23 protein-coding genes and 6 pseudogenes are annotated in these 21787 nt (G+C 61.3%); 21 read left to right on the top strand and 8 right to left on the bottom strand.

Going from position 1 to position 21787, the window contains the following annotated elements; all coding sequences use genetic code 11:
* Window positions 1-251: 251 nt before the first annotated feature.
* The 5 genes from NKI50_RS23230 to NKI50_RS23210 form a co-directional block, all read right to left on the bottom strand.
* On the bottom strand, window positions 252-926 hold the full coding sequence (locus NKI50_RS23230) for a protein-L-isoaspartate(D-aspartate) O-methyltransferase (protein ID WP_352642053.1): 675 nt from the start codon (window positions 924-926) through the stop codon (window positions 252-254).
* A gap of 192 nt (window positions 927-1118) precedes the next feature.
* A complete protein-coding gene (locus tag NKI50_RS23225) occupies window positions 1119-2291 on the bottom strand; it encodes a tyrosine-type recombinase/integrase (RefSeq protein WP_352717671.1) in 1173 nt (390 codons plus the stop codon).
* The gene (locus NKI50_RS23220) at window positions 2281-2697 is read right to left on the bottom strand and encodes a type II toxin-antitoxin system VapC family toxin (protein ID WP_352548630.1); all 417 of its coding nucleotides are present in this window, start codon (window positions 2695-2697) and stop codon (window positions 2281-2283) included. Before NKI50_RS23220 ends, NKI50_RS23225 begins: the two co-directional genes overlap by 11 nt.
* Entirely contained in the window at window positions 2697-2939 is a 243-nt protein-coding gene (locus tag NKI50_RS23215; protein ID WP_031195006.1) for a type II toxin-antitoxin system Phd/YefM family antitoxin, read from the bottom strand. The genes NKI50_RS23220 and NKI50_RS23215 overlap by 1 nt, the downstream gene beginning before the upstream one ends.
* A 360-nt stretch (window positions 2940-3299) precedes the next feature.
* The gene (locus NKI50_RS23210) at window positions 3300-3545 is read right to left on the bottom strand and encodes a DUF982 domain-containing protein (RefSeq protein WP_352717669.1); all 246 of its coding nucleotides are present in this window, start codon (window positions 3543-3545) and stop codon (window positions 3300-3302) included.
* Between the two features lie 157 nt (window positions 3546-3702).
* Between NKI50_RS23210 and ligD the strand changes: the two genes are divergently transcribed.
* Both ligD and NKI50_RS23200 read left to right on the top strand, forming a co-directional pair.
* Window positions 3703-5481, top strand: a complete 1779-nt coding sequence (ligD, locus tag NKI50_RS23205; RefSeq protein ID WP_352717667.1) for a DNA ligase D — start codon at window positions 3703-3705, stop codon at window positions 5479-5481.
* Window positions 5482-6114: 633 nt separating this feature from the next.
* Complete coding sequence (locus NKI50_RS23200) at window positions 6115-6999, top strand: hypothetical protein (protein WP_352717665.1); 885 nt, start codon at window positions 6115-6117, stop codon at window positions 6997-6999.
* A gap of 757 nt (window positions 7000-7756) precedes the next feature.
* On the opposite strand, the gene NKI50_RS23195 is transcribed toward NKI50_RS23200, so the two are convergent.
* The gene (locus tag NKI50_RS23195) at window positions 7757-8272 is read right to left on the bottom strand and encodes a hypothetical protein (RefSeq protein ID WP_352496217.1); all 516 of its coding nucleotides are present in this window, start codon (window positions 8270-8272) and stop codon (window positions 7757-7759) included.
* 22 nt (window positions 8273-8294) lie between these two features.
* On the opposite strand from NKI50_RS23195, the gene NKI50_RS23190 reads away from it, so the two are divergent.
* From NKI50_RS23190 to NKI50_RS23135, 12 genes and pseudogenes are all read left to right on the top strand, one after another.
* A complete protein-coding gene (locus NKI50_RS23190) occupies window positions 8295-8507 on the top strand; it encodes a hypothetical protein (RefSeq protein WP_352717663.1) in 213 nt (70 codons plus the stop codon).
* Window positions 8508-8638: 131 nt separating this feature from the next.
* Complete coding sequence (locus tag NKI50_RS23185) at window positions 8639-8821, top strand: DUF3606 domain-containing protein (protein WP_031195005.1); 183 nt, start codon at window positions 8639-8641, stop codon at window positions 8819-8821.
* Between the two features lie 123 nt (window positions 8822-8944).
* Window positions 8945-9721 (top strand): exodeoxyribonuclease III, encoded by a 777-nt coding sequence (xth, locus tag NKI50_RS23180; RefSeq protein WP_352717661.1) that lies wholly within the window; start codon window positions 8945-8947, stop codon window positions 9719-9721.
* Between the two features lie 16 nt (window positions 9722-9737).
* Complete coding sequence (locus NKI50_RS23175) at window positions 9738-9968, top strand: hypothetical protein (protein ID WP_352717659.1); 231 nt, start codon at window positions 9738-9740, stop codon at window positions 9966-9968.
* On the top strand, window positions 9965-10279 hold the full coding sequence (locus NKI50_RS23170; protein WP_352496216.1) for a hypothetical protein: 315 nt from the start codon (window positions 9965-9967) through the stop codon (window positions 10277-10279). Before NKI50_RS23175 ends, NKI50_RS23170 begins: the two co-directional genes overlap by 4 nt.
* Window positions 10276-10899: a cysteine hydrolase family protein gene (locus NKI50_RS23165; RefSeq protein ID WP_023722180.1), complete on the top strand. Its 624-nt coding sequence runs from the start codon at window positions 10276-10278 to the stop codon at window positions 10897-10899. The genes NKI50_RS23170 and NKI50_RS23165 overlap by 4 nt, the downstream gene beginning before the upstream one ends.
* A 20-nt stretch (window positions 10900-10919) precedes the next feature.
* Window positions 10920-11768 (top strand): NAD(+) synthase, encoded by an 849-nt coding sequence (gene nadE, locus NKI50_RS23160; protein WP_352717656.1) that lies wholly within the window; start codon window positions 10920-10922, stop codon window positions 11766-11768.
* A gap of 271 nt (window positions 11769-12039) precedes the next feature.
* Window positions 12040-12249 carry a hypothetical protein gene (locus NKI50_RS23155; protein ID WP_352717654.1) on the top strand — a complete coding sequence of 70 codons (210 nt, stop codon included), beginning with the start codon at window positions 12040-12042 and terminating at the stop codon, window positions 12247-12249.
* Window positions 12250-12614: 365 nt separating this feature from the next.
* Window positions 12615-12876, top strand: a pseudogene (locus tag NKI50_RS23150) (hypothetical protein); the annotation flags it as partial.
* A gap of 817 nt (window positions 12877-13693) precedes the next feature.
* A complete protein-coding gene (locus NKI50_RS23145; RefSeq protein WP_352717766.1) occupies window positions 13694-13795 on the top strand; it encodes a YHYH domain-containing protein in 102 nt (33 codons plus the stop codon).
* A gap of 193 nt (window positions 13796-13988) precedes the next feature.
* A complete protein-coding gene (locus NKI50_RS23140; protein ID WP_023722174.1) occupies window positions 13989-14165 on the top strand; it encodes a hypothetical protein in 177 nt (58 codons plus the stop codon).
* 126 nt (window positions 14166-14291) lie between these two features.
* Window positions 14292-14795 carry a cupin domain-containing protein gene (locus NKI50_RS23135; protein ID WP_352592177.1) on the top strand — a complete coding sequence of 168 codons (504 nt, stop codon included), beginning with the start codon at window positions 14292-14294 and terminating at the stop codon, window positions 14793-14795.
* Between the two features lie 353 nt (window positions 14796-15148).
* Here NKI50_RS23135 and NKI50_RS23130 read toward each other — a convergent pair.
* Window positions 15149-15941: pseudogene (locus tag NKI50_RS23130) on the bottom strand (class I SAM-dependent methyltransferase).
* A gap of 63 nt (window positions 15942-16004) precedes the next feature.
* On the opposite strand from NKI50_RS23130, the pseudogene NKI50_RS23125 reads away from it, so the two are divergent.
* The 5 genes and pseudogenes from NKI50_RS23125 to istA form a co-directional block, all read left to right on the top strand.
* Window positions 16005-16210, top strand: a pseudogene (locus NKI50_RS23125) (hypothetical protein); the annotation flags it as partial.
* 347 nt (window positions 16211-16557) lie between these two features.
* Entirely contained in the window at window positions 16558-16809 is a 252-nt protein-coding gene (locus NKI50_RS23120; RefSeq protein WP_352717652.1) for a DUF982 domain-containing protein, read from the top strand.
* Between the two features lie 198 nt (window positions 16810-17007).
* Window positions 17008-17253 (top strand): DUF982 domain-containing protein, encoded by a 246-nt coding sequence (locus tag NKI50_RS23115; protein WP_352717764.1) that lies wholly within the window; start codon window positions 17008-17010, stop codon window positions 17251-17253.
* Between the two features lie 8 nt (window positions 17254-17261).
* A complete protein-coding gene (locus NKI50_RS23110; protein ID WP_352496211.1) occupies window positions 17262-17507 on the top strand; it encodes a DUF982 domain-containing protein in 246 nt (81 codons plus the stop codon).
* Window positions 17508-17932: 425 nt separating this feature from the next.
* Window positions 17933-18985 (top strand): annotated as a pseudogene (gene istA, locus NKI50_RS23105) (IS21 family transposase); the annotation flags it as partial.
* A 382-nt stretch (window positions 18986-19367) separates the two neighbouring features.
* Here the strand turns inward: istA and NKI50_RS23100 are convergent.
* Window positions 19368-19822, bottom strand: a pseudogene (locus NKI50_RS23100) (RES family NAD+ phosphorylase).
* Window positions 19823-19867: 45 nt separating this feature from the next.
* Between NKI50_RS23100 and NKI50_RS23095 the strand changes: the two are divergent.
* Both NKI50_RS23095 and NKI50_RS23090 read left to right on the top strand, forming a co-directional pair.
* Window positions 19868-20236: pseudogene (locus NKI50_RS23095) on the top strand (MarR family winged helix-turn-helix transcriptional regulator); the annotation flags it as partial.
* A 239-nt stretch (window positions 20237-20475) separates the two neighbouring features.
* On the top strand, window positions 20476-21591 hold the full coding sequence (locus NKI50_RS23090) for a Fic family protein (protein ID WP_352717650.1): 1116 nt from the start codon (window positions 20476-20478) through the stop codon (window positions 21589-21591).
* The last annotated feature ends 196 nt before the right edge of the window (window positions 21592-21787 follow it).

The raw sequence follows: 21787 nt of genomic DNA, 5'->3' as shown, positions 1-21787 counted from the left end.
ACTTGTCCGAGAGCCGGATGCGGGAGATCTGCAGGTCCGGTTCGATGAGCGGGGTGTGGAAACGGAGCCAAAGTTGAATCAATAAGGCAGGGCCAGACGAAGGGGCGGCAAACAGATATGTTCAACCTACCGCCATTGCGCCACACCTCGACTCTACCGTTTCTTCGCGTTCACCAAGGGCGAAGAAACGCGGAAGGCTGGCATCTGATTGACGGTCGGAAACGCGCGGTCGCGCCAGTTGTCGCACCTCATTAGACCGTTTCGAGCCGGCTGAACCGAACCGGGATGAGTTTGCGAGTCTTCAGTTGCCCTGCCGAATCCTTGTCGATGACCGTCAGCAACTGCACATCTTCAGGTCCCACAGGCAGAACCAGGCGTCCCCCCGGCTTGAGCTGCTCAAGCAAGGCCGGCGGCGCCCGCCCAGCCGCCACGGTGACCAGGATCTTGTCGTATGGGGCGTGCTCAGGCCAGCCGCGCGACCCGTCTCCGACACGAATGCCGACATTGGATAAGCCGAGGCCCTGCAGCAGAGCCTCGGCATGGCTTGCGAATTCCTCGATGATTTCGACGCTCCAAACTTGCCCGGCGAGCTCCGCGAGAATTGCGGTTTGATAGCCCAGGCCGGTGCCGATCTCGAGCACCGCCTCGTGCCGTTGCAGCGCGAGGAGATCGGTCATGAGAGCGACGATGAAAGGCTGCGAGACGGTTTTATCGAAGCCGATCGGCAGCGGCATGTCCTGGTAGGCATAAGGTGCAACCGAGGCTGGCACGAAGAGATGCCGCGGCACTCGCCGCATCGCTGCCATCACCTGCTCATCGAGCGCCGCCTTGCCGAGTTCTTCGCTTGCAAGGTCGGTATGGATTGCAATCATCTCGACCATGTGCCTGCGTAGGACCGCGAGGTGCTCTTCGTTCATTGGCTTCATGACGGTGGGGCTTCCCTCAACCAGCTTGCTGCCAGAGAGCCTTATATCCTGTTCGTCACGGTAGCGCCCGCGATCATTTCCATTACGGGTGCCCAGGGCAAGCGTGGGTGACAGTCACAGTCTTGGCAGGCCATCGCCGGCGGCGACTCTTGAGATTCTGGGCGCGCCGCAAGGGTCGGATCGATCTGCGACTCAGACGATTATCCGCGCCGCCCGCCCGAGCGTGCTTTCCGCGTCACTGTAGTAGTTCGAGGCCTGCTGCACAGAGCGATGCTGCGACTGCTGCATGGCTTCGGGCAACGGAATGCCGCGGCGTGCGGTTTCGGTGAGATAGCCGGAGCGCAGGCCGTGGGCGGAGAAGGCTTGCGGATCGAACCCGGCCTCGGCGATGCGGCGCTTCAGGATCAGATTGACGGCCTGCGGCGTCAGGACGCGCGCTTCGAGATTGCCCCAGCGGTCGATGCCGCGAAACACGGCGCCTTCAGTGACGCCGGCGCGCTCGAGCCACGCTCGCAGCACCGTCACCGGCCGGCCGACGAGCAGCACGAAAGCGTCGCCATCGGCCTGTGTCGTCTTGGTCCGGCCGAGCCGGATTTTTAGGCAGGGAATTTTTTGCCCCTCTGAATCCTTGGGATCCGCGGGCACCGGCTCTTCTTCGATGAGCTGTTCGACGCGGAGGTCAGAAACCTCGCTGCGGCGGCGACCGCCCGAGGCGAAGGCGGTGATGAGCAGCGCGCGATCGCGCATGTCGACGAGGCGGTCGCCGGCGCAGGCCTTCAGGAGGGCGGTCAAAATGTCAGCGGTCACCGCTTTCTTGCTCTTGCAGTTCCGCGGCCGGGCGCCGGCGCGCACCGCCAGTCTGATGGCGCTCTGCAGCCCCGGCGCGTTGAAGTTTCCGACAAGTCCGCGCCATCTGGTCAAGGTGGACCAGCTCGACAGGCGCCGGCGCACGGTGGACGGCGCATGCGGTCTTTTTGTCACCCGTAACAGGCCCTGGGCTACCAGCGACGCCGCTATGTCAGCCGGCATGCCATGGGTCGGATCACTCTCGCGCCGGGAAGAATCCCACAGGTGGTGGGCGACGAATTTGATCAAAAGCGTTTCCGGCGCCGGCCAGGGCAGCGGAGAACCGGTGGCGGCAAAAGACCATGCCTCGAGATAGCCAAGGTCGGAGGCCAGCGCGCGGAGAGAGTTTGCGCCGATGCCTTCTTTGGCCAGGTGGCGCAGCGTTGCGACATCGTCGTCGGTCAGGATTTCGGCCAAAAGATCGCGCCGGTCGAAGGGCAGCACCGAATCCAATGCGTCGAGCGCCTCGGCGCGTCGAACACCATTGCCAGGTGGCCGAGCGACGAGGTCAGTTGCCATTGGCGAGCGGTCCGAAAATGCGGACTCCCTTGCCGCGCGCGGCAACGGCGAGCTTGCGATCGAGGGTCGCCAGCGGCAACTCGGTTTCGATGGCCAGCGCAAGGTAGGCGGCGTCATAGGCACTGAGACCGTGCGCGGCCGCTAGCGCCAGCACCGCGCCGTCCGACCCGCCGCCGGCGTCCTCCAGCGGCAATCGGCGCAGCCGTGCCATGGCGGTGGCCGCTTCGCCTGCGGCGATGCGGCTACGCCGCTCGGCCATCAGCACGACACTGCGCGCCTCGTGCCAGAACAGCGACGGCACCGGCGATCGCCCTGTCAGGCCGGCGACCAGGGTCTCGGCGACCGCGCTGTGCTCCTCCGGCAGCAGCCAGGCCGCGGCTATGGACGCGTCCAGGACGAGACGCATCAGTAACGGTGGCCTTCATGCTTCCAGGCCAGAATTTCCTCGGTGGTGACAGGTTTTGCGTGGGCCCGCGCGGCGCGGACCTCTTCGATCAAGGCGCCCAGATCCTGGTTTTGGGGAAGGCGGGACAGCTTGGCAATGGGATCGTTGCCGCGCGAAATGATCACCTCCTCACCGGCCTCGACCTTAGCGAGCAGTTCCGAAAGGTGGGTTTTGGCCTCGCCAATTTTCACCGTGATGGTCATTGTTTTGTCCTCGTAGGAGCTTGCTGTGCTGTAGCGCGCTATGCGACTCGCGTCGCGCTGAGCCCAGCCATGCACGACAAACACGGTTCTGCACCACGATAGCGCCGATTCCGCCGATTGGTCAAGCCTTGGTCTGATCGCTATCGATAAGAGGTAATTATCGATAGTGAGAAGGCCGGAGAAAATCCCCTGCAAGTCAGCTTAGATGCCGGATAGCTTGACTATCGCTGAAGGCGCAGCGGTAGTCGGCAAGTCAATGGTTTCGGTTGCCAGTTCTACGACCGCCGCCTCGCTGCAGAGCCGACGATGCCCTTTGTTAGGTTCGTGCCCGACCAAGAGTAGGGCTTTCGGTCGCAGATGCTAAGGAGGGACTAGGTTTCCCTCTTCCTTGGCCGCTTCGAGAAACGCCCTGCGGACCACTTCGGGTTTCACCTGATCGATCATGGCATCATCCATGCAGAGCTGCACTGCGCTGTGCCACTTGGGGCCACGCTTGGTCCACTGCAACAGTTGCTCTGCGGCTCCCTCGACGTTGTTGCACTGATAAGCAATGCCAGGACGGGTGGTCCTTACGGAGACCGGCGGAGAGAACCAATGGAGCGACATTCGTACATAAGCGACGGCTTAACTAATAGTTCCCTCAACCACGCCCGGTTCGAGCAAGGATCGGGTAAACCGGCTCGGGGCCTTACTCCTCCGGCCAGCCCTGTTGCGGAACCTATTCACTGGCCGCAAGGTTTGGGTGGAAGGTCAGGAGTATGCCATGAGTTCCAAAGCTGGGGATGGCCAGCTCTCTTTCATTGAGTTCCAGTCGCCCACGCTGGTCGAGAATGCGCCCGAGGGCGGCGAATGGCTTCACGAGATCAAATACGACGGCTACCGCACCGAGCTGATCATTGAGGGCGGTAAAGCGCGGGCCTTCACGCGTCGTGGCTACGACTGGTCGCATCGATACCGACGAATTGTTCAAACAGCGGCGGGTCTGCCGGTGAAGGCGGCGATCATCGACGGGGAGGCTGTCGTTCTCGGCGACAGCGGCCTGCCGGATTACCAAGCCTTGGAACGGGAGTTGGGCAATCCAGACTCGGCGAGGCTCATCTTCTACGCGTTCGACCTGCTGCACCTCAACGGGCGCGATCTACGACAGCAGCCGCTGGTGAGGCGCAAGGCAGCCCTAGAGAAGCTGCTTAAGAACTCAGCGCCGACACTGACCTATGCCGAGCATCTGGAGGTGAGCGGCACGGACGTGTTTGAACATGCCTGCCGAATGGGCTTGGAGGGGATTGTCTCCAAGCGCACCGATGCCACGTACCGCTCGGGTATCCAGACGAGTTGGCTCAAAGTGAAGTGCATCAAGAGGGACACCTTCCCCATTGTCGCTTTCGTGGAAAAGCTCGGCGCTCACCCGCGCCGGATCGCATCGCTCTACATAGGCCGTCGCGTGGGCGACCGACTGCTCTATGCCGGGAAGGCTCGCAGCGGCTACACCTTGAGCGCTGCGCGACTGGTTCGAGAGCGGCTTGACCCGCTGATCATCAACAAATCACCTCTGTCAGAGCCCATTGTGAAACCGAAGGCGACATGGGTCAGACCGGACGTGCTGGCCGAGGTGCAATTCAGTGGCGTAACAGATCGCGGCGTGCTGCGTGAAGCCGTGTTCAAGGGTCTGCGAGAAGACCTCGTGGCGATCCCCGCCAAGCCTCCTGCGCCATCAAAGCGACGTGGGCCAGCCCGGGAATATGGCGTTCCCAGCGAGAACATCCTGCAACTGCTGCCCGAGGCGGTCTCGCCGTCCAAAGAAGAGCTTGCGCGCTATTGGCAGAGGGTTGCCGATCACGCACTCGTCCATCTCGGCCACCGACCGCTGAAGCTGGTCCGCCATGCTCTCGGCGCAACCTTTTACCACAAGGGCGCGCTGCCGAAGATCCCGCCAGCAGTGCATCAGTTGCGCGTTCAGAAGCGCGAGGGTGGCGAAGGTGTGCGCGTGTGGGTGGACGACCTTGCCGGCCTGCTAGGGCTGGTCGAGATGGATGCTGTAGAGCTGCATCCTTGGAATGCCACCGTTGATGACATCGAGCATGCCGACCGCATCGTTCTGGACCTCGACCCGGGTGAGGGGGTCGAGTGGAATGAGGTCATCCGGACCGCGCTAGCGCTCCGCGACATCATGGAACCAGAAGGTCTGGAGAGCTGGCCGAAGGTGACGGGCGGCAAGGGAATTCACCTGATGGCCCCACTTGCGACGAAGATCACGCACGACAATGCCCGGCTCCTTGCCCGGTCGTTCGCCAAGCGCCTCGCTGAAGCTCATCCTGATCGCTATCTGCTCTCCGCCGCACCGGCAGCCCGAAAGGGCCGCATCTTCATCGATTACCTCCGCAATGGGCGCGGCAACACGGCGGTCGGCGCCTTCTCCCCACGAGCGCGACCTGGCTTCCCAATCGCTCATCCCGTGACCTGGAGCCAGGTTGAGGCAGCCATCCGTCCAGATGCCTTCACCATCGACCGTCCGTTCAGGGCGGCCGTCAGAAAGGCAGCGTGAGGATCAAGGGCAGGAAACGAAATTCCCGGCAGGGATTTTTGTCAGCAGTCGGCGAAGACGCCTAGCCGAACAATGGATCACTCAACTATTTGCCGCAGAGGTCGAGCTCTATCCAGGCGAGCGCATGATCACTCGGCCTTTCCCAACCTCGCAAATCAGCGTCCACGCCGGCATCACGTAACCTGTTCGAAAGTGATGGGCTCACGAGGAGATGATCCATTCGGAGGCCGGAACTCCGATCATAACCGCCCCGGTAGGAGAAGTTCCAATACGTGTAGATGCCTTTCTGTGGATGGATGCGGCGGACGGCATCAATCCAGCCGTTACCCAGCATTTCGGCGTAGGCTTGCCGGCTCTCCGGAAAGGTGACTGCGTCCGCCTAGCCAACGTCTCGGCACCACGGTTGCCACGAACGAGCTTTTATCGGCCGCACGGCCGCAAGCCGCTCTCCCATCTGGTTTAGACATTGGTCATCCTCTCGGCTCTCCCTAACCGCCGAGCGTGGGAAAAGATCACTTCGCCGGTCTCGAGCATCGGGGATCACTTCAGGCGCCATATTCCGCGGAGTCCGTCAGGCTGGTGAACTTTTAGGGCCGGCGCTGCGTTCCGTGCAGCGAACTCGGTTGATGCACAATGACGGAATCCAACGCTCGTCCCGCGCCGCAGAAAAAGGATGCACGTGGTGCCGAAACCCGCTTTTCGTTCGATCGAATGGCGATCGAGCGGTTTCAGCAAACCTTTCCGCGTGCCAGATGGAGCGACGAGCGCAGCAGCTGGTTCGTACCCGGCAAGACGGCGGCCCGGCGGATCGACCGCTGGCTGGCGCAAGAGGCAGCGCTACGGGCGCCCCATGACGATAGCAAGGGACGCGATGCCTTCGCCTTCGACCCAATATCGAGCCAGTATCTGGAGATCGCGGACGACCTCCGCATTCGCACCTCCTATTCGAGGACCGTGCTTGAAGAATTGCGCGCTGTTCCGTGGGCGAGTTGGGACGATGAGTTGCGGGCTTGGAGAGTTCCGTTCCGCTCATATGAAGAGCTACGGCGCCGATGGCCAAGCATCGAAAAAGCTGCGCAGCATGCCGAACCGGAGGAGAGGAAGCGGCGACGAGCAGCCGCCAGGAACACCGAAGCATATAAAGCCGCACAAAAGCGGGCTGCTGAACGCCGGCGCCATCGCTATCCGCTGCCAGCTCAAGATCTACCTACTCTGGGCCGCGCTGTCGCAACCGAGCAGTACGGGATTGTCGTCTTCACTGAAATTTCCGGTGAACTGCTTGAGCTATCCGACGCAGCCGCCTTCTACCCCCGCGCAATGCCTGCGAACGGCGACTTCGTTTGGGGCAGGTGGCGTTCGGCTACGCTGGCCGAACTTGTGAGCACATGGCCCGCTCGGCTATCCGCCGGGCCGACCGAACGCTTCAGAGGCTGGTGGAGGCCAACGCTCGCCGAACTTAGAGTTGCCCGTCGAAAAGCCCGCGGCAGTGAGCGTAGTAGGCGAAGTCGCGAGCGGTAGATGCGGCGCTCACATCCGGCGTTAAGGCGGCCGCAACACACGGATTCTTCGGTCGGGCGGAGCTTGAGCAGGTCTACTGCTGACTGATGGCGACCGCCTTGGGTCCAGCCTGTGTGGAAACGCATTGATTTGGTAAAGTGATTCCCAGATCAGAGAGGGGAGTCGGGTATCGCTTGGAAGTTAACCGCAAGAATTGTCATATCGCTCCTTAGCAGCGTGGAGAAAATGTTCGTCGCTGGATACCGCCCCTTACAAGGCGGAAAGGGCACCGCGGCGGAAATGACAAACCCGCCGAGCGCGAGGGGCGGCGGGCGGTCACGCGTCGCGCCAGGCTGGGCGGGGGCTTGGGGTACGCCTGGTGCAGCCCTGTTCCATGCCGGCGAAGCCGACTGACAGCGCGCCTGGTCAGGTGCCGGCCGCTGAAGGCGGCTCGAGCGTCGACGATGCGGAGACCCACACCCGTCCTTGAGGCCATGCAGCGTGCCAGTCTTAGCGACCCCCGGCCGGGCGTGCCGATCGGCGAGCTGATCGCCCGCCTGCCAGCCCGTCTCCGCGCCATGACACCTCCGAAAACAGGATCCTAACCGTCCTACAATATCCTCGGGGGTGTGCGGGCAGACAGCCAGGCAGACAGCCCCCACGGGGTAGCTCACCGCCCCAGCCGGCGCAGGAGCCGCCAGCTGAAGTAGAGCAGGGCCCACAGCACGGCCGAGGCCAGCCAGCTAACTGGTGAGCGTGACGGTCAGGCCGGCGAGCGTCAGCGCCGAGGCGCCGAGCACGGCGAGGAGGCCCCGGAACCCCTGCCGAACCGCGCCGACAGGCGCGTGAACCGGCCCATGTCCGCCGCGGATGTCCACAGCTTCAGAACATCCGCCGTGGCGCGGTAGCCTTGCGCCTTGGCGACGATGCCGAGGAGGTCGGCGGCGGCTGTGCGCAGGGTGGCCAACGGGGCAGGGCGCAGCACGCCCGTAAGCGTGGCGCAGGCGGCGGCGAGATCGCCGGCCCTGGCGAGAGTCCCCGTGGCGCGCAGCGCCTCGCCATCGACGGCGTCGCCGGCGAGCCGCACCAATTCGCCGCGCAGCGGCTTCGACAGCCGGCCGCCCTTGCTGGCGGCCTTGAGAACCGTGGCCCCGACGCGTGCCGGCGTGGTGGCGCCGAGGATGGTCACCGTGACGACCGCGATGGTGAGCCCGACGGCGGCGAGGCCGAGGATGACCGGGTCATAGGCGGCGCCGTCGAGATAGGCGCAGCCTTCGTGGATCAGGTCGCGCACGTCGCCGATGCCGGATGCATCGGTGACCAGGGCGCCAGCCAGGCCAGCGGGGATTGTCGCGTCGCCGGTGGCGGCGCCGTGCCACGTATCCCTGGCGACCCGGCCGAGGTCGGTGGCCTGCGCCGCACGACGCGGTCGCTCAGGCTGGCGGGCAGGGGGTGTGCAGCTGGTCGGCCAAGTCGTGCAGGCTGGCGGCGAGCTCGGGGGCGTCGTCGGTGAGCGCCTGGTCGACTGAGGGCCTCGAATACATGGGCTGATTCAACAAACCCGGCCTGGATTCGGTTCCATGGCCCGCGCGTCGAAGGATTGAACCGGAAGAGTCCGGCTGCGTTGTTGGGACTGGAACGGCAATCCTCGGAGGAAGAAATGGCAAGCACTGGAACAACACGTGGACGCAATCAGGACCGTGCCAGGGTCGCTGGTGGGCAGGATCATGAAATGAAGTACGAGGCGGGCAAAACCGGCGCCAGCAAAGCTGACGTCAAATCGGCGGTGAAGTCGCTCGGCAACAGTCGCAAGAAGGTCGAAGACGAGCTGGGCAAGAAGTGAACCTCGGCCGCACAGGATGCCGGCGAAGTTGGCCATACCAAGAGCTGGGGGTTCAGCGCAACGGGATAGGCCACGCCCCCCTGCGCGCCGGTCGCCGCCAGTATCTCATGAGGGGGCATGCACATGACCCGCATCGCCACCTTCAATGTGAACGGCGTCAACGGCCGGCTGCCTGTGCTCCTGAAGTGGTTGGGCGAAACCGATTACGACATCATTTGCCTGCAGGAATTGAAGACGTCGGACGACAAGTTCCCTGTCGATGCGATCAGAGAGGCGGGTTACGGCGCCATCTGGCACGGCCAGAAATCCTATAACGGTGTGGCAATCCTCGCTCGCCGAATCGAGCCGGTGGAACGTCGACGCGGCCTACCGGGCGATCCAGACGATACCCACAGCCGCTATATCGAGGCCGAGGTAGATGGGATAGTCGTAGGCTGCCTCTACCTGCCCAATGGCAATCCAGCGCCTGGCCCAAAGTTCGACTACAAGCTGCGCTGGTTCGATCGTCTCATCAGCTACGGCCAGCATTTGCTCGACGACGGGGCACCAAGCGTTCTCTGCGGCGACTATAATGTCGTTCCAACCCCAATCGACGCCGTGGTGCCGAGGCGATGGCTGGGCGATGCGGTCTATTTCCCGGAGAGCCGGCAGGCCTATGCCAAAATGCTCAAAGGTGGCTGGATCGATGCCGTCCGGCGCATCCATCCGGAGAAGGGCATCTACACCTATTGGAATTTCTCCTACCGGGGCGGCTTCGATCGGAGTTCCGGCCTGCGCATGGACCATCTCCTGGTGAGCCCCTCTCTTTCCGACCGGCTGCGTAATGCCGGCGTGGATGTCGAGCTTCGCGGGTGGGAGAAGCCAAGCGACCATGCGCCGGCCTGGATCGAGCTCAATTGAACCACGAGGAACACGGATGGTCGAACCGGATTATCCCGAAATGAACGAGTCAATCGACAATATCTCTCTCTACGCGGCCGGCGGCTACAGCTTTGCGGTTGAGACGCCCCAAGAAGGCCGGACGCAGAACGCCCACGATGCTGAGATCAGGATGTTGCGAGCCAAGAAACTGCTCTCTTTGGGTTTCGCGTTGCCTTTTTCGTTCGGCTTCTCGGTTCGACGCAAGCTGACGAAGGTGATCCAATGAAAAATGTCGCTGCTTACGGATCCCAATCTTCCGATGGGCTCACTGCTGCGGTGCCGCGTCCTCGGAGGAATCGCGGCGGATGTGTGGAGCGGGGAACCGCCAAACGCAACAACCGCCTACTGGCGGCACCGCTCCTGCTGCACCAGGATCATCCACCATATGAGTTCGCCTACATGCCCCTGAACAAGCTCAAGAATATCGAGGACTACTTCGTCGGCTGCCAAGTCGCCGAAGGCAAGGAAGCGAAGATCGTGGGTCATCAGGACAAGTCCGAGGCGCAGAGCATTGTCAGGGAGGCGGTCGGGCCTTGACGAAATTGGACCAAGCCCTGCGGTTTGGACCGCTTCGTGAGCGCTGGGTTCACCTCTGCGTCGACATGCAACGGATGTTTGCCGAGGCGACTGAATGGCACACGCCGTGGATGGAGCGTGTATTGCCCAATGTCGTCGCCCTCGTCGAACTTGATCCGGCGCGGACGATCTTCACCCGGTTTATTCCCCCTCAATCTCCCGACGACGCAGTCGGCGCCTGGCGGCGGTACTATCACAAGTGGGGGACGATGACCCGCGATCGGCTCGATCCTCAGCTGATTGATCTTGTTCCGGAACTGGCGCGGTTCGTGCCGCCCGCTTTGCTGGAGGACAAACCCGTCATGTCCGCTTGGCACGGGTCACTGCATGCTCGCCTGCGGTCTGCGGGCATTGATTCACTCATCGTGTCAGGGGCGGAGACGGAGGTTTGCGTGCTCGCCACTGTGATGGGGGCGATCGATCTCGGCTACCGGGTGGTCATCGTGGCTGATGCGGTATGTTCCGGAGCTGACTCGACCCACGATGCCATGCTCGCGATCTATGAGAGCCGCTACGGCATGCAGGTCGAGACGGTGACCACCGCCGACCTCCTGGCCGCGCGGCTGGACGGAATGTTGTGACATCAGGAGCACCACTGCGCATGACGGAACAGGAAATGATCATCGACGGATTGGGCGTCACTCCGAGTTTCGATGTCGCGCTGGAAGCGCGCCGGCGCGTGGACTTTCTCGTCACCTATCTTCGTGCATCGGGCCTCAGTGCGTATGTGCTGGGGATCAGCGGCGGAGTGGATTCACTCGCCGCGGCCCTTCTGGCTCAACGGGCCGTCGAGGAACTGCGAAAGGCGGGATACGAGGCAAGATTCGTGGCGGTTCGTCTCCCGTACGGCACTCAGGCGGACGAGAAGGACGCCCAGCGAGCTTTGGACACCATAGGAGCGGATGAAGTGCACCGGGTCGACATCAAGCCGGCTGCCGACGCGATGCTGGATTCGATCAAGCTGGCCAGTGTCGAGCTCGGCGATGCCGGCCGCGAGGATTTCTTGCTTGGCAACATTAAGGCGCGTCAGCGCATGATCGCCCAGTTCGCGCTCGCCGGCGCCACCCGAGGGCTGGTCATCGGCACCGACCATGCGGCTGAGGCATTGATGGGCTTCTTCACCAAGTTCGGCGATGGTGCCGCCGACATTCTTCCGCTTTCCGGGTTGAACAAGCGCAGGGTTCGCGCCTTGGCAGCGCATCTGGGCGCTCCGTGTGAACTTGTTGACAAGATCCCGACCGCCGATCTGGAGAACCTCGTTCCGCTTCGGCCGGAGGAAGATGCATATAGTGTCTCGTACGATCAGATCGACGACTTCCTCGAAGGCCGAGAGATCGACGAAGCGGCGCGCACGCGCATACTTGATGTGCATTCCAGCACAGCGCATAAGCGAGCGCTTCCGGTCACAGCCATTGCCATGACTAATTCGCCATTGCCGCATCGCCAATAACTGCCTCACGATACACGGCCGACGTGCTCGCCGCAGCCACCGCCAAGCCGAGCCAGAGCCATTCCACGCGAGAATGGTAGGGCCTGCGCGAGGCTCAAGACGTCCCCTTCGCCCGCGCCCAAACTGCCCGACGGCTAAGCCGGCATCATCGAAAACAATGAGATGTAGGCGCGACTGCAGAGTGCATTATTTAATCGATTGACTCGCGGAATGCACCGGCAGTTAATTTCCCCGGTAGGGCAAAAGAGGGGCCACGAACTGGGAGCAAACGATGACTGTGCAAAAAGAAGAGGACTATCGAACCAACAGAGCCGACTATGCCATTGCTGCGACGCATAGCCGAGCGACCGCTGAAGGCGATCGCCACGATTCACTGGCAAGAAGAAAGTCGCTGTGGGTAAAAGATCGGCGATCTGCAAAATTGGCTGCAAACCCGTCGGAAAGCTCGCCAGAGCCGAAGGCCAAACCGCGCGGTTATTGAATCAACGCCAGTCACTTCGTCCTGCTATCGTCAAGCGCGCCCCTGCGGGGGGCGGCGCTTTGCAGTGCATAGCGGCCGAAATGGAAATCGGCGGATCGGGTCTCATTACGATCGTGCTGCGCGAGTGGCTGGAAACTAACGCCTAGCTGCCAAGGCGGGAGATCGACGAAAAGGTGCGAGCAGAATCGCGCGCGATTTAGCTGACCATTTCAATGGCGTCAGCGAGCGCTTGGCCGCCTGTGTCAACTACATTAACGACAGAGAGGTCGAGAACCAGAATAGTCAGCAGGAATTGCTCCGCGAGTTGGCGCAGCAGATTGCAGTGTTGGAGATTAGAGTCAGCGAACTTGAACAGCGCTAGTCGAATGCCCCGCCAATCTATCGCTGAAGAGCTTGAAAGCGCGGCCGACCGCATCGCGGACATCTCACGCGCGGATCTGCAGGTCATCCTGCGCCGCGCCGCATTAATGCTTAGAAACGTCTCCGGCGCCCGCAACGGAGGACGCTCTCAACTCCATCGCGGCTGAAATGAAAATCAGTAGATCCGACCGCATTCAGATCGTGCTGGAAACCAACGCCTATCTGCCGGTCCGGGCGATCGATGAGGAAAGCGAGACGGACGGTACGGGACCTCTATGCAGAAGACCCGCCGCTACATTTGCGAAGCGACGGGCCTCCGCCCCATTCCCCCATACCTGACCTTGCAAGTGCGGTGCCGGACGCATTGACCCATTCCGGGGCACCTTATGGCTTCTACACAGCGGAATTTCCACCACGTACTTCGTTCGCATGTTTCGATTCTATTACGCTTGAGCGCATGTATTCGCCAGCCAGGCGAGCACCCCCGAAGGCTCGCTGGTCAGGCCCAGCGGCCTCCAGCTACCAGTCCCCCCGCAACCAAGCCGCTGGGCCGTCCCCGTTAGGGCGAAGTGCTAAGACCTTGCTTGCACCGCTCAAATGAATGGCAATTTTCCGTCTGAATGCGTTTACGGTCCATTGTCTGCGACCAGCATGGGTGTCGCGTGGGAGGCACAGTAACTCCCCTTTTAAAGGCGTCGAGATGCTACGAGCACCGCAAAGCCAGTTCCTGAGACCTGAAGATCGGGCGATCTGCCAGCGGGTGGTCGACCAAATAACCGCCGACGCTAAATGGTACAGCACCTCGATAGACGGTCAGATTCTGGCCTCGACGACGCTGACTCTCTTTCAATCCGGGGTCGTCAATGAAACGAATTTGCTGGCACATGTTCGCGCGCGCCGCCACGACTTCACTAAGCTGACCGGCTAGCTCTTCACCTTCGGCGTGATCTCTTCGATCTTGGCGCCGGCCCCCGATCTAGCGCCTCCGGCAAGTTGCTTGGACCTCTCCTGCAAAGATACTTTGGTGCAGATTAATTGAGGGAGGGCTAAAATGAAATGTGCAATTCTGGCCGTATTGGCGGCTTTGATCTTGGCTTTTGCGACCAGCGCCAATGCACACAGCGGCGGCACCGACAGCAATGGTTGTCACAAGAACCACAAGACAGGCGACTACCACTGCCACTGACTATGCGGCCCTCTGAATGACCCGCCTATCTGTTGCGGAAGAGCTTTGAAAGCGCCGCCGACAGCATTCACTTCCCTCCTCGTCATGACGAACAGTGTTCGTTCGAATGATGCTATCCCGTTGCCTTGAGCGCAAGTTTTTGGTCAGCCAGCACAGCGCCTCCTCTTAAGCTTGCTGGTGGTCAAGGCCCGCGATGAAACGGCCAATCAAATACGACCCCAAGCGCCACGTGCGCTACGATCCGGACCTGCTGCCCCGCACGGGGCACAGGTACAAGCCAGCCAAACCGGCCCACGATGCCGTATGGTGGCCCAATGTCATCTCGGCAATTGCTATTGCCGGTTTCTTCCTCACGTTCATCTGGAGCTAAGACAATGCTACCTTTTGTGCAGGCAGATGGCTCTCAGGCAGGCCGTGCTCAGCCTTTTGTGCAAGAAGTTCGTACCGCGGGTGCTCATTCCGTAGTTCCTTCGTCCCTGAAATCCTGCAACGACGCGTGCCGCAAGTCGTCCTCGCCGCGCAGATGCTTCACACGGCCAATGACTGGCGGCTGGAGAGTTTCCCGACGCTTGCGCAGGCCCAGGGCGCTGCAAGCCCGACCTCGCTTGCGGCGGAGGTCGCAGGCAAGGTCTGGCTGTTCACGCTCGGACCGAAGGATGGCTCCACGCCCGACGGAACCAAGGTCGTCGAGATCGGGCCCCTTCCGCCGATCAGCGCGAGCGAGCATTTGCTGCGCGTCAACCGCGCCGGTGGAGCGCCCGGCGCCAAGTCGCAAATCCATACACATCCGGGACCGGAGGCCTTCTACGTGCTGGCCGGCAAGCTCGGCCAGAGAACGCCCTACGGCGTGACCTATGCCGAAGCCGGCACAACCATGACCGGACACGGGGCCGACACGCCGATAGAAGTGTTCAGCGCCGGCACAACCGATCTCGATGAGCTGGCCATCTTCGTGCTAGACGCCGATCGGCCGTTCTCGTCGCCGGCCAAGTTCGACTGAGGCGAAATTGCGCGGGGTGGCGCGAATGTTCGTTCGTTGAGCAGGTTCAGCGCCCGCTTTACGTCAAGATGCAGTTGGCCGATGGCATCGTAATGCTCACGAAACGGCTTGAGGCCAACTTCGCGTCCCGCAGTTCACGCTTCAGTAGCGAAGCCTGCTTTCACCGACACGCTAGCAAAGCGCGAGGCAACCAAGAAGCCCGCGCCTCTGGCGGAGAGCGCGGGCCCGATCGGGTTGCGGCCCGATCTGCAGCGGGCAGTGGAGGGAGCGTGCCTAATGGTCACAGGCAATTATTAGAAATCCCTAAAGTTCCACCCTGACTAGAGCGACCGACGCCGGCAGCGCCGAGGAGTTTACTTTGGCTTTGTCGCGCAGATCGCGAAGCGGTGCTGGGTGGTGCGTTCGAGCGCCTTGGGCCAACTCATCTGTTGAGCTTGGGCGCGATGGATCGCAACCAGTCTCCAGACGACGACGGGCTGATCGAACCCGGCTTCGGCCAGCAGGCGCCCTATCTCTTCCGCCCGTGCGCCGCCCGAGAAATAGACACGGGCAAGAATGCTCTGGTGGCGTCTGGCCATGGAGGCGAGGTCATTGTCCACGACCCGCGACTTGCCGGTTGTGAGCTTCTCCCAAAGTTCCCGCAAACTCGTCGCCCAGTTGCGGCTGACAAAATCGCCGTCGATGACCAGCAGCTTGCCGCCGGGCTTCAGCAGCGAGAACCATTCGGCAAACGCGGCCTTTGGCTCCACCAGCGTCCAAACCAGGTGACGAGTGGCGATGACATCGTAGCTCGCCTTGTCCTCGAGCGTCCGCTCGGCGTCCCCTATGATGAAGCGTATACCGGCGCCGCGGTTTTGTGCCTTGGCGCGTGCCTTGGCGAGCATGGCTTTTGAGCAGGTCGAGGCCCGTCACCACAAACCCCAGATCGTGAATCAGATGCGAAATCACGCCCGTCCCACAGGCGAGATCCAACGCCACCCGTCCGACGCCGGGTCCGAGGTGTTTGCTTATGAGCGCATCCCATGCGGCGCGCTCCTGCTCGGAAAAAATCTCGTGACCGACCTGCAGGTCGAAGGTCTCGGCGCGATCGGACCAATAGTCCCGAATTTCGTCGCGCAGCGAATAGTTTGCGTGAGCCGTCATCACCCGAAATGCTCTCCCCCAAAGCGGTACATTGGAATTGCTCTAAAAGATAATTCTTGATTACACCTCCGGTTCGCCGACAAATGCATCGTTATCGCCGAGGGCCGGATGTTCGCCTGCGGCACGCCGGAAGATGTCGTCACGCCGGCGCTCTTGCGTCATGTGTACCGCGTCGAGGCGCGGATCGAGCGCTGCTCGCGAGCATCGGTCATGTAATGGTGGATGGCGTCGCGGACGAAACGGCAGCAGCTTGGCGGTTCCAACTTCTCTGACGGGGATTGTTAGGGCCTCGCCAGTGGGAAACGCAGGGCGCGCGGGGGCCTCGCGCGAGCCAGTTATCCGATCACCCGCCCAGATTTTTGTATCAAACATTCTGGCCCCCTTAAGGAACAAATCCGCTCGAGGTGCAGTTCGGTCCTTTTAAGATGTAGGCCCGAATCTGGTTGAAATCGATAAAGCCAAACAGAAGGTTATTGCCGAAGTTGTGCGGCGGTGGATCACCTCAGAGGTAATCCGCAATTACCTTCGCAACATGCTAAATCTGCCTGTAGAACGGGAGCTGCCGGCTGAGCAAAGGTATTTGCTGGAGGAACTTGATAGGGCCGACAAAGAGTGACGTATGGCTCTCCACTGGTTCAACCCTCCGGTCCCTGTCAGGACCGAGCGTCCCGGGATCATCCGCAACGTCAACAACGCCGAGAAAGCCGGCGAGGAGCTGATGAAGTGGACCAAGCGTGGGCCTTGCTGGGACCTCGCGGTGCGCGTTTGCATGGCCGTGATATTCGACGAGATGGGAGCTGAGGAGGCCCGTAAGGCATTCCTGGCTGCCGCTAAGGAGGAGGGGACGTTACTTCCCCTCAACGGCAAATAGCTAAATTCGATTGCAAAGTCAGTCTCTAGCCACGAGGGCCCGCCGCCCGTGAGAAAAGCGACGGACCCGACAGCGGGTGCATCCACGAAGAATCGACCGCTGCGAGTTCTAAACCCGCGAGGGCCTGCGTTGTTCCCTTATCAGCGGAGGCTGCAACTGGGTTGGTCAGCAGCCTCTTGCCGCTCTAAGTTCATCCTCATGGGTCCCTTCTGGTTCTCTCCACCGGTCTACGTGAAGACGAAACGTCCAGGCATTCGCCATGGGGTCAGCCACGTCGAGGGAGCCGCCGAGGAACTCATGGCGTGGGACACAAAGGGCTCGAGGTGGACCAAGGCTGTCCAATCCTGCGTCGATGCATTCGAGGGCAAATCCTCCCCCCAAGAGGTCCGTGAAGCCTTCGAGGCGGCTGCCAAGGAGGCCAACGTGTATCTCTCCCCTGAGTAGGAGGTATCATGGCAACCCATTGGTTCGTCCCTCCGGTGTTCGTGAAGACTGAAACCGGTGTCAGGCATGGCTGCAACAATGCGAGGGCAGCCCTTGAGCAGCTCAAAACGTGGACCCGGAGAGGACCCTGCTGGCATAAGGCGGTGACGCTGTGCCTGTCAGATCTGGAGGGCGATTCGATTGACCCTCAGGTGGTGCGAAAGGCCTTTGAGGCTGCCGCAAAGGAGGCCAAGATGTATCTCTCCCCTGAGTAGGAGGTGTCGTGGCAACCCATTGGTTCTCCCCTCCAGTGTACGTCAAGACCGACCGACCGACGGGTCTAACAATGTCGAGGGTGCCGCCGAGGAACTCCTGAAGTGGGCCAAGATGGGACCTAAGTGGCGGAAGGCTGCACAACTATAGCTTAGGATCGGCACGTTAGTCGCAGGTCCCGAAATTCGGACTCGCGCGATAGTGTTTCAGCAGAAGACAGGTCGTCCCGTTCAATTTGAGTTGATGGCTGACGCCCGAGCGAGCCTGCTCGCAGGGCTTGAGCGGCATGGGGCGACAGTCGAAGACTTTAGCTGTGAATCGGCGTGCAAAATTGACCCCATAAGCCGGGGAATCGGCGTCCAATTTTGCCCCCCTGATGCTTTGATTTGCGACCATCGGCTCGTCGTGGCGAGCGGATGGTGTGGGGATGAAGTCGGTGGATACGATTGCCCGGGTTCGGCGCGCCTGCCATGTGCAGGGATGGTCGCTCAAGCGGATTTGCCGCGAGCTGCATGTGTCGCGGAACACCGTCCGCAAGATTCTCAGATCCAATGAGACATCGCTCTCCTACGAACGCGAGCGGCAGCCCAAGCCGAAGATCGGTCCGTGGCAGGATCAGCTTGACGGGTTTTTGAATGGCAACCGTGGCAAGGCGGCGCGCGAGCAACTGACACTGATCCGGATTTACGAAGAGCTTTGCAGTCTCGGCTACGAGGGTGGCTATGACGCCGTCCGCCGCTCCGCGAAGAGCTGGGCGAAGGCGCAGGGGTCGGCGACGGCGGACGCCTATGTGCCGCTGTTCTTCGCGCCGGGCGAGGCCTACCAGTTCGACTGGAGCCACGAGATCGTCCTGATCAACGGCGTGACGGTGACCGTGAAGGTCGCCCATGTCCGGCTCTGCCACAGCCGCATGATGTTCGTCAGGGCCTATCCGCGCGAGACGCAGGAGATGGTGTTCGACGCCCATGACAGGGCCTTTGCCTTCTTCGGCGGCGCCTGCACGCGCGGCATCTACGACAACATGAAGACGGCGGTGGAAACGATCTTTGTTGGCTAGGACCGCCAATACAATCGCCGCCTCCTGCAGATGTGTAGCCATTATCTGGTGCAGCCGGTCGCCTGCACGCCAGCGTCGGGCTGGGAGAAGGGTCAGGTCGAGAACCAGGTCGGGCTGGTGCGTGAGCGCTTCTTCACGCCCAGGCTGCGCTTCAAGACCTATGAGGAGCTGAACGCCTGGCTGCAGGACAAGTGCGTCGCCTACGCCAAGGCGCACCGTCACGTCGAGCAACCGGAACGAACGATCTGGAACGTGTTCGAGGAAGAGCGCGGCAAACTGGTCGAGTATCGCGGCCCCTTCGACGGATTCCACACGGTGCCGGCTTCGGTGTCGAAGACCTGCACGGTTCGCTTCGACACCAACAAATACTCGGTCCTGTCGACGGCCGTCGGCCGCCCGGTCGAGATCCATGCCTATGCCGACAGCCGCAGTCGTCCATCTCGAAGGCGCGAAGACCGGCCGACCGATCAGGCGTTATCAAGGAGATTTGCCACAGAATCGAGGGCGTGGTCTCAGCGGAAGTCGCAGTGACCGACGTCGACGGCATGGGCGTTGAGGGAGACAACGACCGACCGGACCTAAAGCAGGCACACTTTTGAATGGCGCCTGCGTCGCGAGTGATAGGTTGATAACTGTGGGAAGCGGGGATCCCTGCCATTCAAGGCGCCAGGTGCCGCCTTGTCTGAGATTTTGGACGAGATCGGGATAGAACGCCGCTGTCCTGATGTTCGACGGGTAGATAATTCCAATCCCCTGTTCGTCTTTTCGTTCCAGTGCACCTGTTGGCGCGCTTATCAAAACCGCGTCAGCGCGAAAGCCGATTTTCATCATCAATCAAGGTGAGGCGCGAGGGGGCTTTGTCGCTCCAACGCCAGAGCGCGAGATTTAAGTCGCTGTCGGGCGCGCCGGGCGCGAAACTTTTGACCAACAGCGCATTGAACCCACTGGCCGTCAGGCGCCGGGCAATGGCCTGGGTTCTCGCCTCTCCAGAAACTTTCATCTGGTCGCCATGTCATGTGGGCAAGGGCGGCGGGATCCATCCCTTCAGCTTTCAGGGCGTCCTCATCCCGGCTATCAAATATGCCCTCAATCTCGGCGTCATAGGCAAGCAGGGTGGTCGGCTGAAGGCTGCCGCCTGATTGGCTCCCCTCAGCGCCGTCACCCCCGATAGCGAAGAATAGAGCGCTGGTACGCCCTTTGGATGGAATCGTCCTCGGCGCCGCGGCCCGACAGCGGATGTCGCGCATAGATCGCTTGTATCGGCGGCGCATCGGATGTGCCCCTATTCCAATGCCATCAGGGGCAATGTCGAAGTGGCGCTTTCGGCGGTGCTACTTCCGGCAAAGGCAGCATGCCCTAGAGATCACAACCAGACCCGAGGACCTCCCGGCGGTTTCCGGCGGGATTCGGCGGCTTGATCAGCAGCTCTGCTTTGCGCTCTATTCGGCAAGCGGGCTGATGACCCGGCTTTACCGGCCGCTGCTCGATCCGCTGGGGCTGACCTACCCGCAATATCTGGCGATGCTCGCGCTGTGGGAGCGAGCGCCAAGCACGGTGGGCGAGCTTGGCGAAGTGCTTGGGCTTGATTCGGCGACGCTGACGCCGTTGCTCAAGCGGCTGGAAGCATGCGGCCTGGTCACACGCCGTTGTCATCCCGTCGCACCACGTCGCGTGTCGCTGCACGTCGGGGTATGAAGAACTTAAGCCGCTCAGCTGGGAGAAAAAACCGAAACGTTCGAGCAACGATTGAGCGCGGCCCGCAATGCGGCGGCCCTACAAGCATGATTAAATTGATCTGGATGGTTAGCCGTTGGATCGCGCCGGGGCAAAGCCGCGACTTCTGAGGCATAGAGAAGATTGCTATAGCTCACAATTGTTGCTATCGTGAGTTATAGCAAGGTGCCCTATAACTCATGGTATGGAATTGGGAGCAAGCGGACTGGCCGCATTTTACCTACGATAAGAAGGCGTTGGAACCGCTGGAAAGCGAGTTCCTGTTGCGATCGGGCGAGTTCCTAGGCGTCTTTCGTCATGTCGGTTCCGACGATCGCGACCAGATCCGCATCGAGCTTATCAGCGAAGAGGCCTTGAAGACATCCGCGATTGAGGGGGAGTACCTCGACCGCGAGAGCCTGCAATCATCCCTGCGCCAGCAACTTGGTCTGGGCGGCGAGACCAGGCGCATTCCGTCTGCCGAGCGGGGCATCGCTGAAATGATGGCCGATGTCTACTTGCATTTTGCCGATACGCTGACGCATCGCACTCTTTACGCTTGGCATACGATGGTGATGTCGGGTGAGCGTCGTATCGAGACCATCGGCAACTACCGCCAGCATGCCGATGCCATGCAGATCGTTTCCAATCGGCTGGATAAGCCCAAAGTTCATTTCGAAACGCCGCCCTCCGCGCGGGTGAAACCCGAAATGGATGCCTTCACTACTTGGTTCAACGATACCTCACCCAAAGGCAAGACACCGCTCCCAGCGTTGACGCGTGCCGCTATCGCGCACCTTTATTTCGAGAGCATTCACCCGTTCGAGGATGGCAACGGTCGCATAGGCCGTGCCCTCTGCGAAAAGGCGCTGGCGCAAAATCTGGGTGAGCCCAGCCTCATCGCGTTGGCCTATACGATAGAGCGCCGCCGCAAGGCCTACTACGACCATCTGGAGGCCAGCAACACGAGCAACGCGGTAACAGATTGGCTGCTCTACTTCGCCAACACGATCCTCGAAGCGCAGCGCGTAACGCTCGCCCGTGTCGAATTCTCCGTCGTCAAGGCCAAGTTTCACGAACGCTACCGGGATCACTTCAACGAGCGCCAGGAAAAGGTCATCGCCCGGATGTTCCGCGCGGGCATCGACGGGTTCAAAGGGGGGCTCAGCGCCGAGAATTATATCGCCATCACGCAGGCATCGCGCGCGACGGCAACAAGAGATTTGCAGGACCTCGTTGCCAACGGTGCACTGATAAGAACCGGCGAACGGCGACACACACGTTACGCGTTGAACATTCTTGATGGCCGCACGTAAACCAGAAGAGGCAGGCTGTCAAAGAGCCTGCCTGCCTGAGGATCGAGGGGTGGCGGGCTGCAACCCGGCAGGAGGTCGTCGATTGGGTTACACGAGACCGGAAACGCAAAAAGTCGCGCGGTGCGATGCTGATTGTCCGGTCCCGGTTGAAGCCGGTGGTATAATGTTACCTCAACGCGCGTTGGGGGAAAGAAGC

This window comes from Mesorhizobium sp. M0563, assembly GCF_040321065.1.
Lineage (GTDB): Bacteria > Pseudomonadota > Alphaproteobacteria > Rhizobiales > Rhizobiaceae > Mesorhizobium.
The sequence above is the reverse complement of the archived record's forward strand: the minus strand, read 5'-3'. Positions and strand labels throughout refer to the sequence as shown.

Coding starts and splice junctions, on each gene's coding strand:
- NKI50_RS23230 (WP_352642053.1), bottom strand. CDS start 926: ATGAAGCCAATGAACGAAGAGCACCTCGCGGTCCTACGCAGGCACATG.
- NKI50_RS23225 (WP_352717671.1), bottom strand. CDS start 2,291: ATGGCAACTGACCTCGTCGCTCGGCCACCTGGCAATGGTGTTCGACGC.
- NKI50_RS23220 (WP_352548630.1), bottom strand. CDS start 2,697: ATGCGTCTCGTCCTGGACGCGTCCATAGCCGCGGCCTGGCTGCTGCCG.
- NKI50_RS23215 (WP_031195006.1), bottom strand. CDS start 2,939: ATGACCATCACGGTGAAAATTGGCGAGGCCAAAACCCACCTTTCGGAA.
- NKI50_RS23210 (WP_352717669.1), bottom strand. CDS start 3,545: ATGTCGCTCCATTGGTTCTCTCCGCCGGTCTCCGTAAGGACCACCCGT.
- ligD (WP_352717667.1), top strand. CDS start 3,703: ATGAGTTCCAAAGCTGGGGATGGCCAGCTCTCTTTCATTGAGTTCCAG.
- NKI50_RS23200 (WP_352717665.1), top strand. CDS start 6,115: ATGACGGAATCCAACGCTCGTCCCGCGCCGCAGAAAAAGGATGCACGT.
- NKI50_RS23185 (WP_031195005.1), top strand. CDS start 8,639: ATGGCAAGCACTGGAACAACACGTGGACGCAATCAGGACCGTGCCAGG.
- xth (WP_352717661.1), top strand. CDS start 8,945: ATGACCCGCATCGCCACCTTCAATGTGAACGGCGTCAACGGCCGGCTG.
- NKI50_RS23175 (WP_352717659.1), top strand. CDS start 9,738: ATGGTCGAACCGGATTATCCCGAAATGAACGAGTCAATCGACAATATC.
- NKI50_RS23170 (WP_352496216.1), top strand. CDS start 9,965: ATGAAAAATGTCGCTGCTTACGGATCCCAATCTTCCGATGGGCTCACT.
- nadE (WP_352717656.1), top strand. CDS start 10,920: ATGACGGAACAGGAAATGATCATCGACGGATTGGGCGTCACTCCGAGT.
- NKI50_RS23155 (WP_352717654.1), top strand. CDS start 12,040: ATGACTGTGCAAAAAGAAGAGGACTATCGAACCAACAGAGCCGACTAT.
- NKI50_RS23140 (WP_023722174.1), top strand. CDS start 13,989: ATGAAACGGCCAATCAAATACGACCCCAAGCGCCACGTGCGCTACGAT.
- NKI50_RS23120 (WP_352717652.1), top strand. CDS start 16,558: ATGGCTCTCCACTGGTTCAACCCTCCGGTCCCTGTCAGGACCGAGCGT.
- NKI50_RS23115 (WP_352717764.1), top strand. CDS start 17,008: ATGGGTCCCTTCTGGTTCTCTCCACCGGTCTACGTGAAGACGAAACGT.
- NKI50_RS23110 (WP_352496211.1), top strand. CDS start 17,262: ATGGCAACCCATTGGTTCGTCCCTCCGGTGTTCGTGAAGACTGAAACC.
- NKI50_RS23090 (WP_352717650.1), top strand. CDS start 20,476: ATGGTATGGAATTGGGAGCAAGCGGACTGGCCGCATTTTACCTACGAT.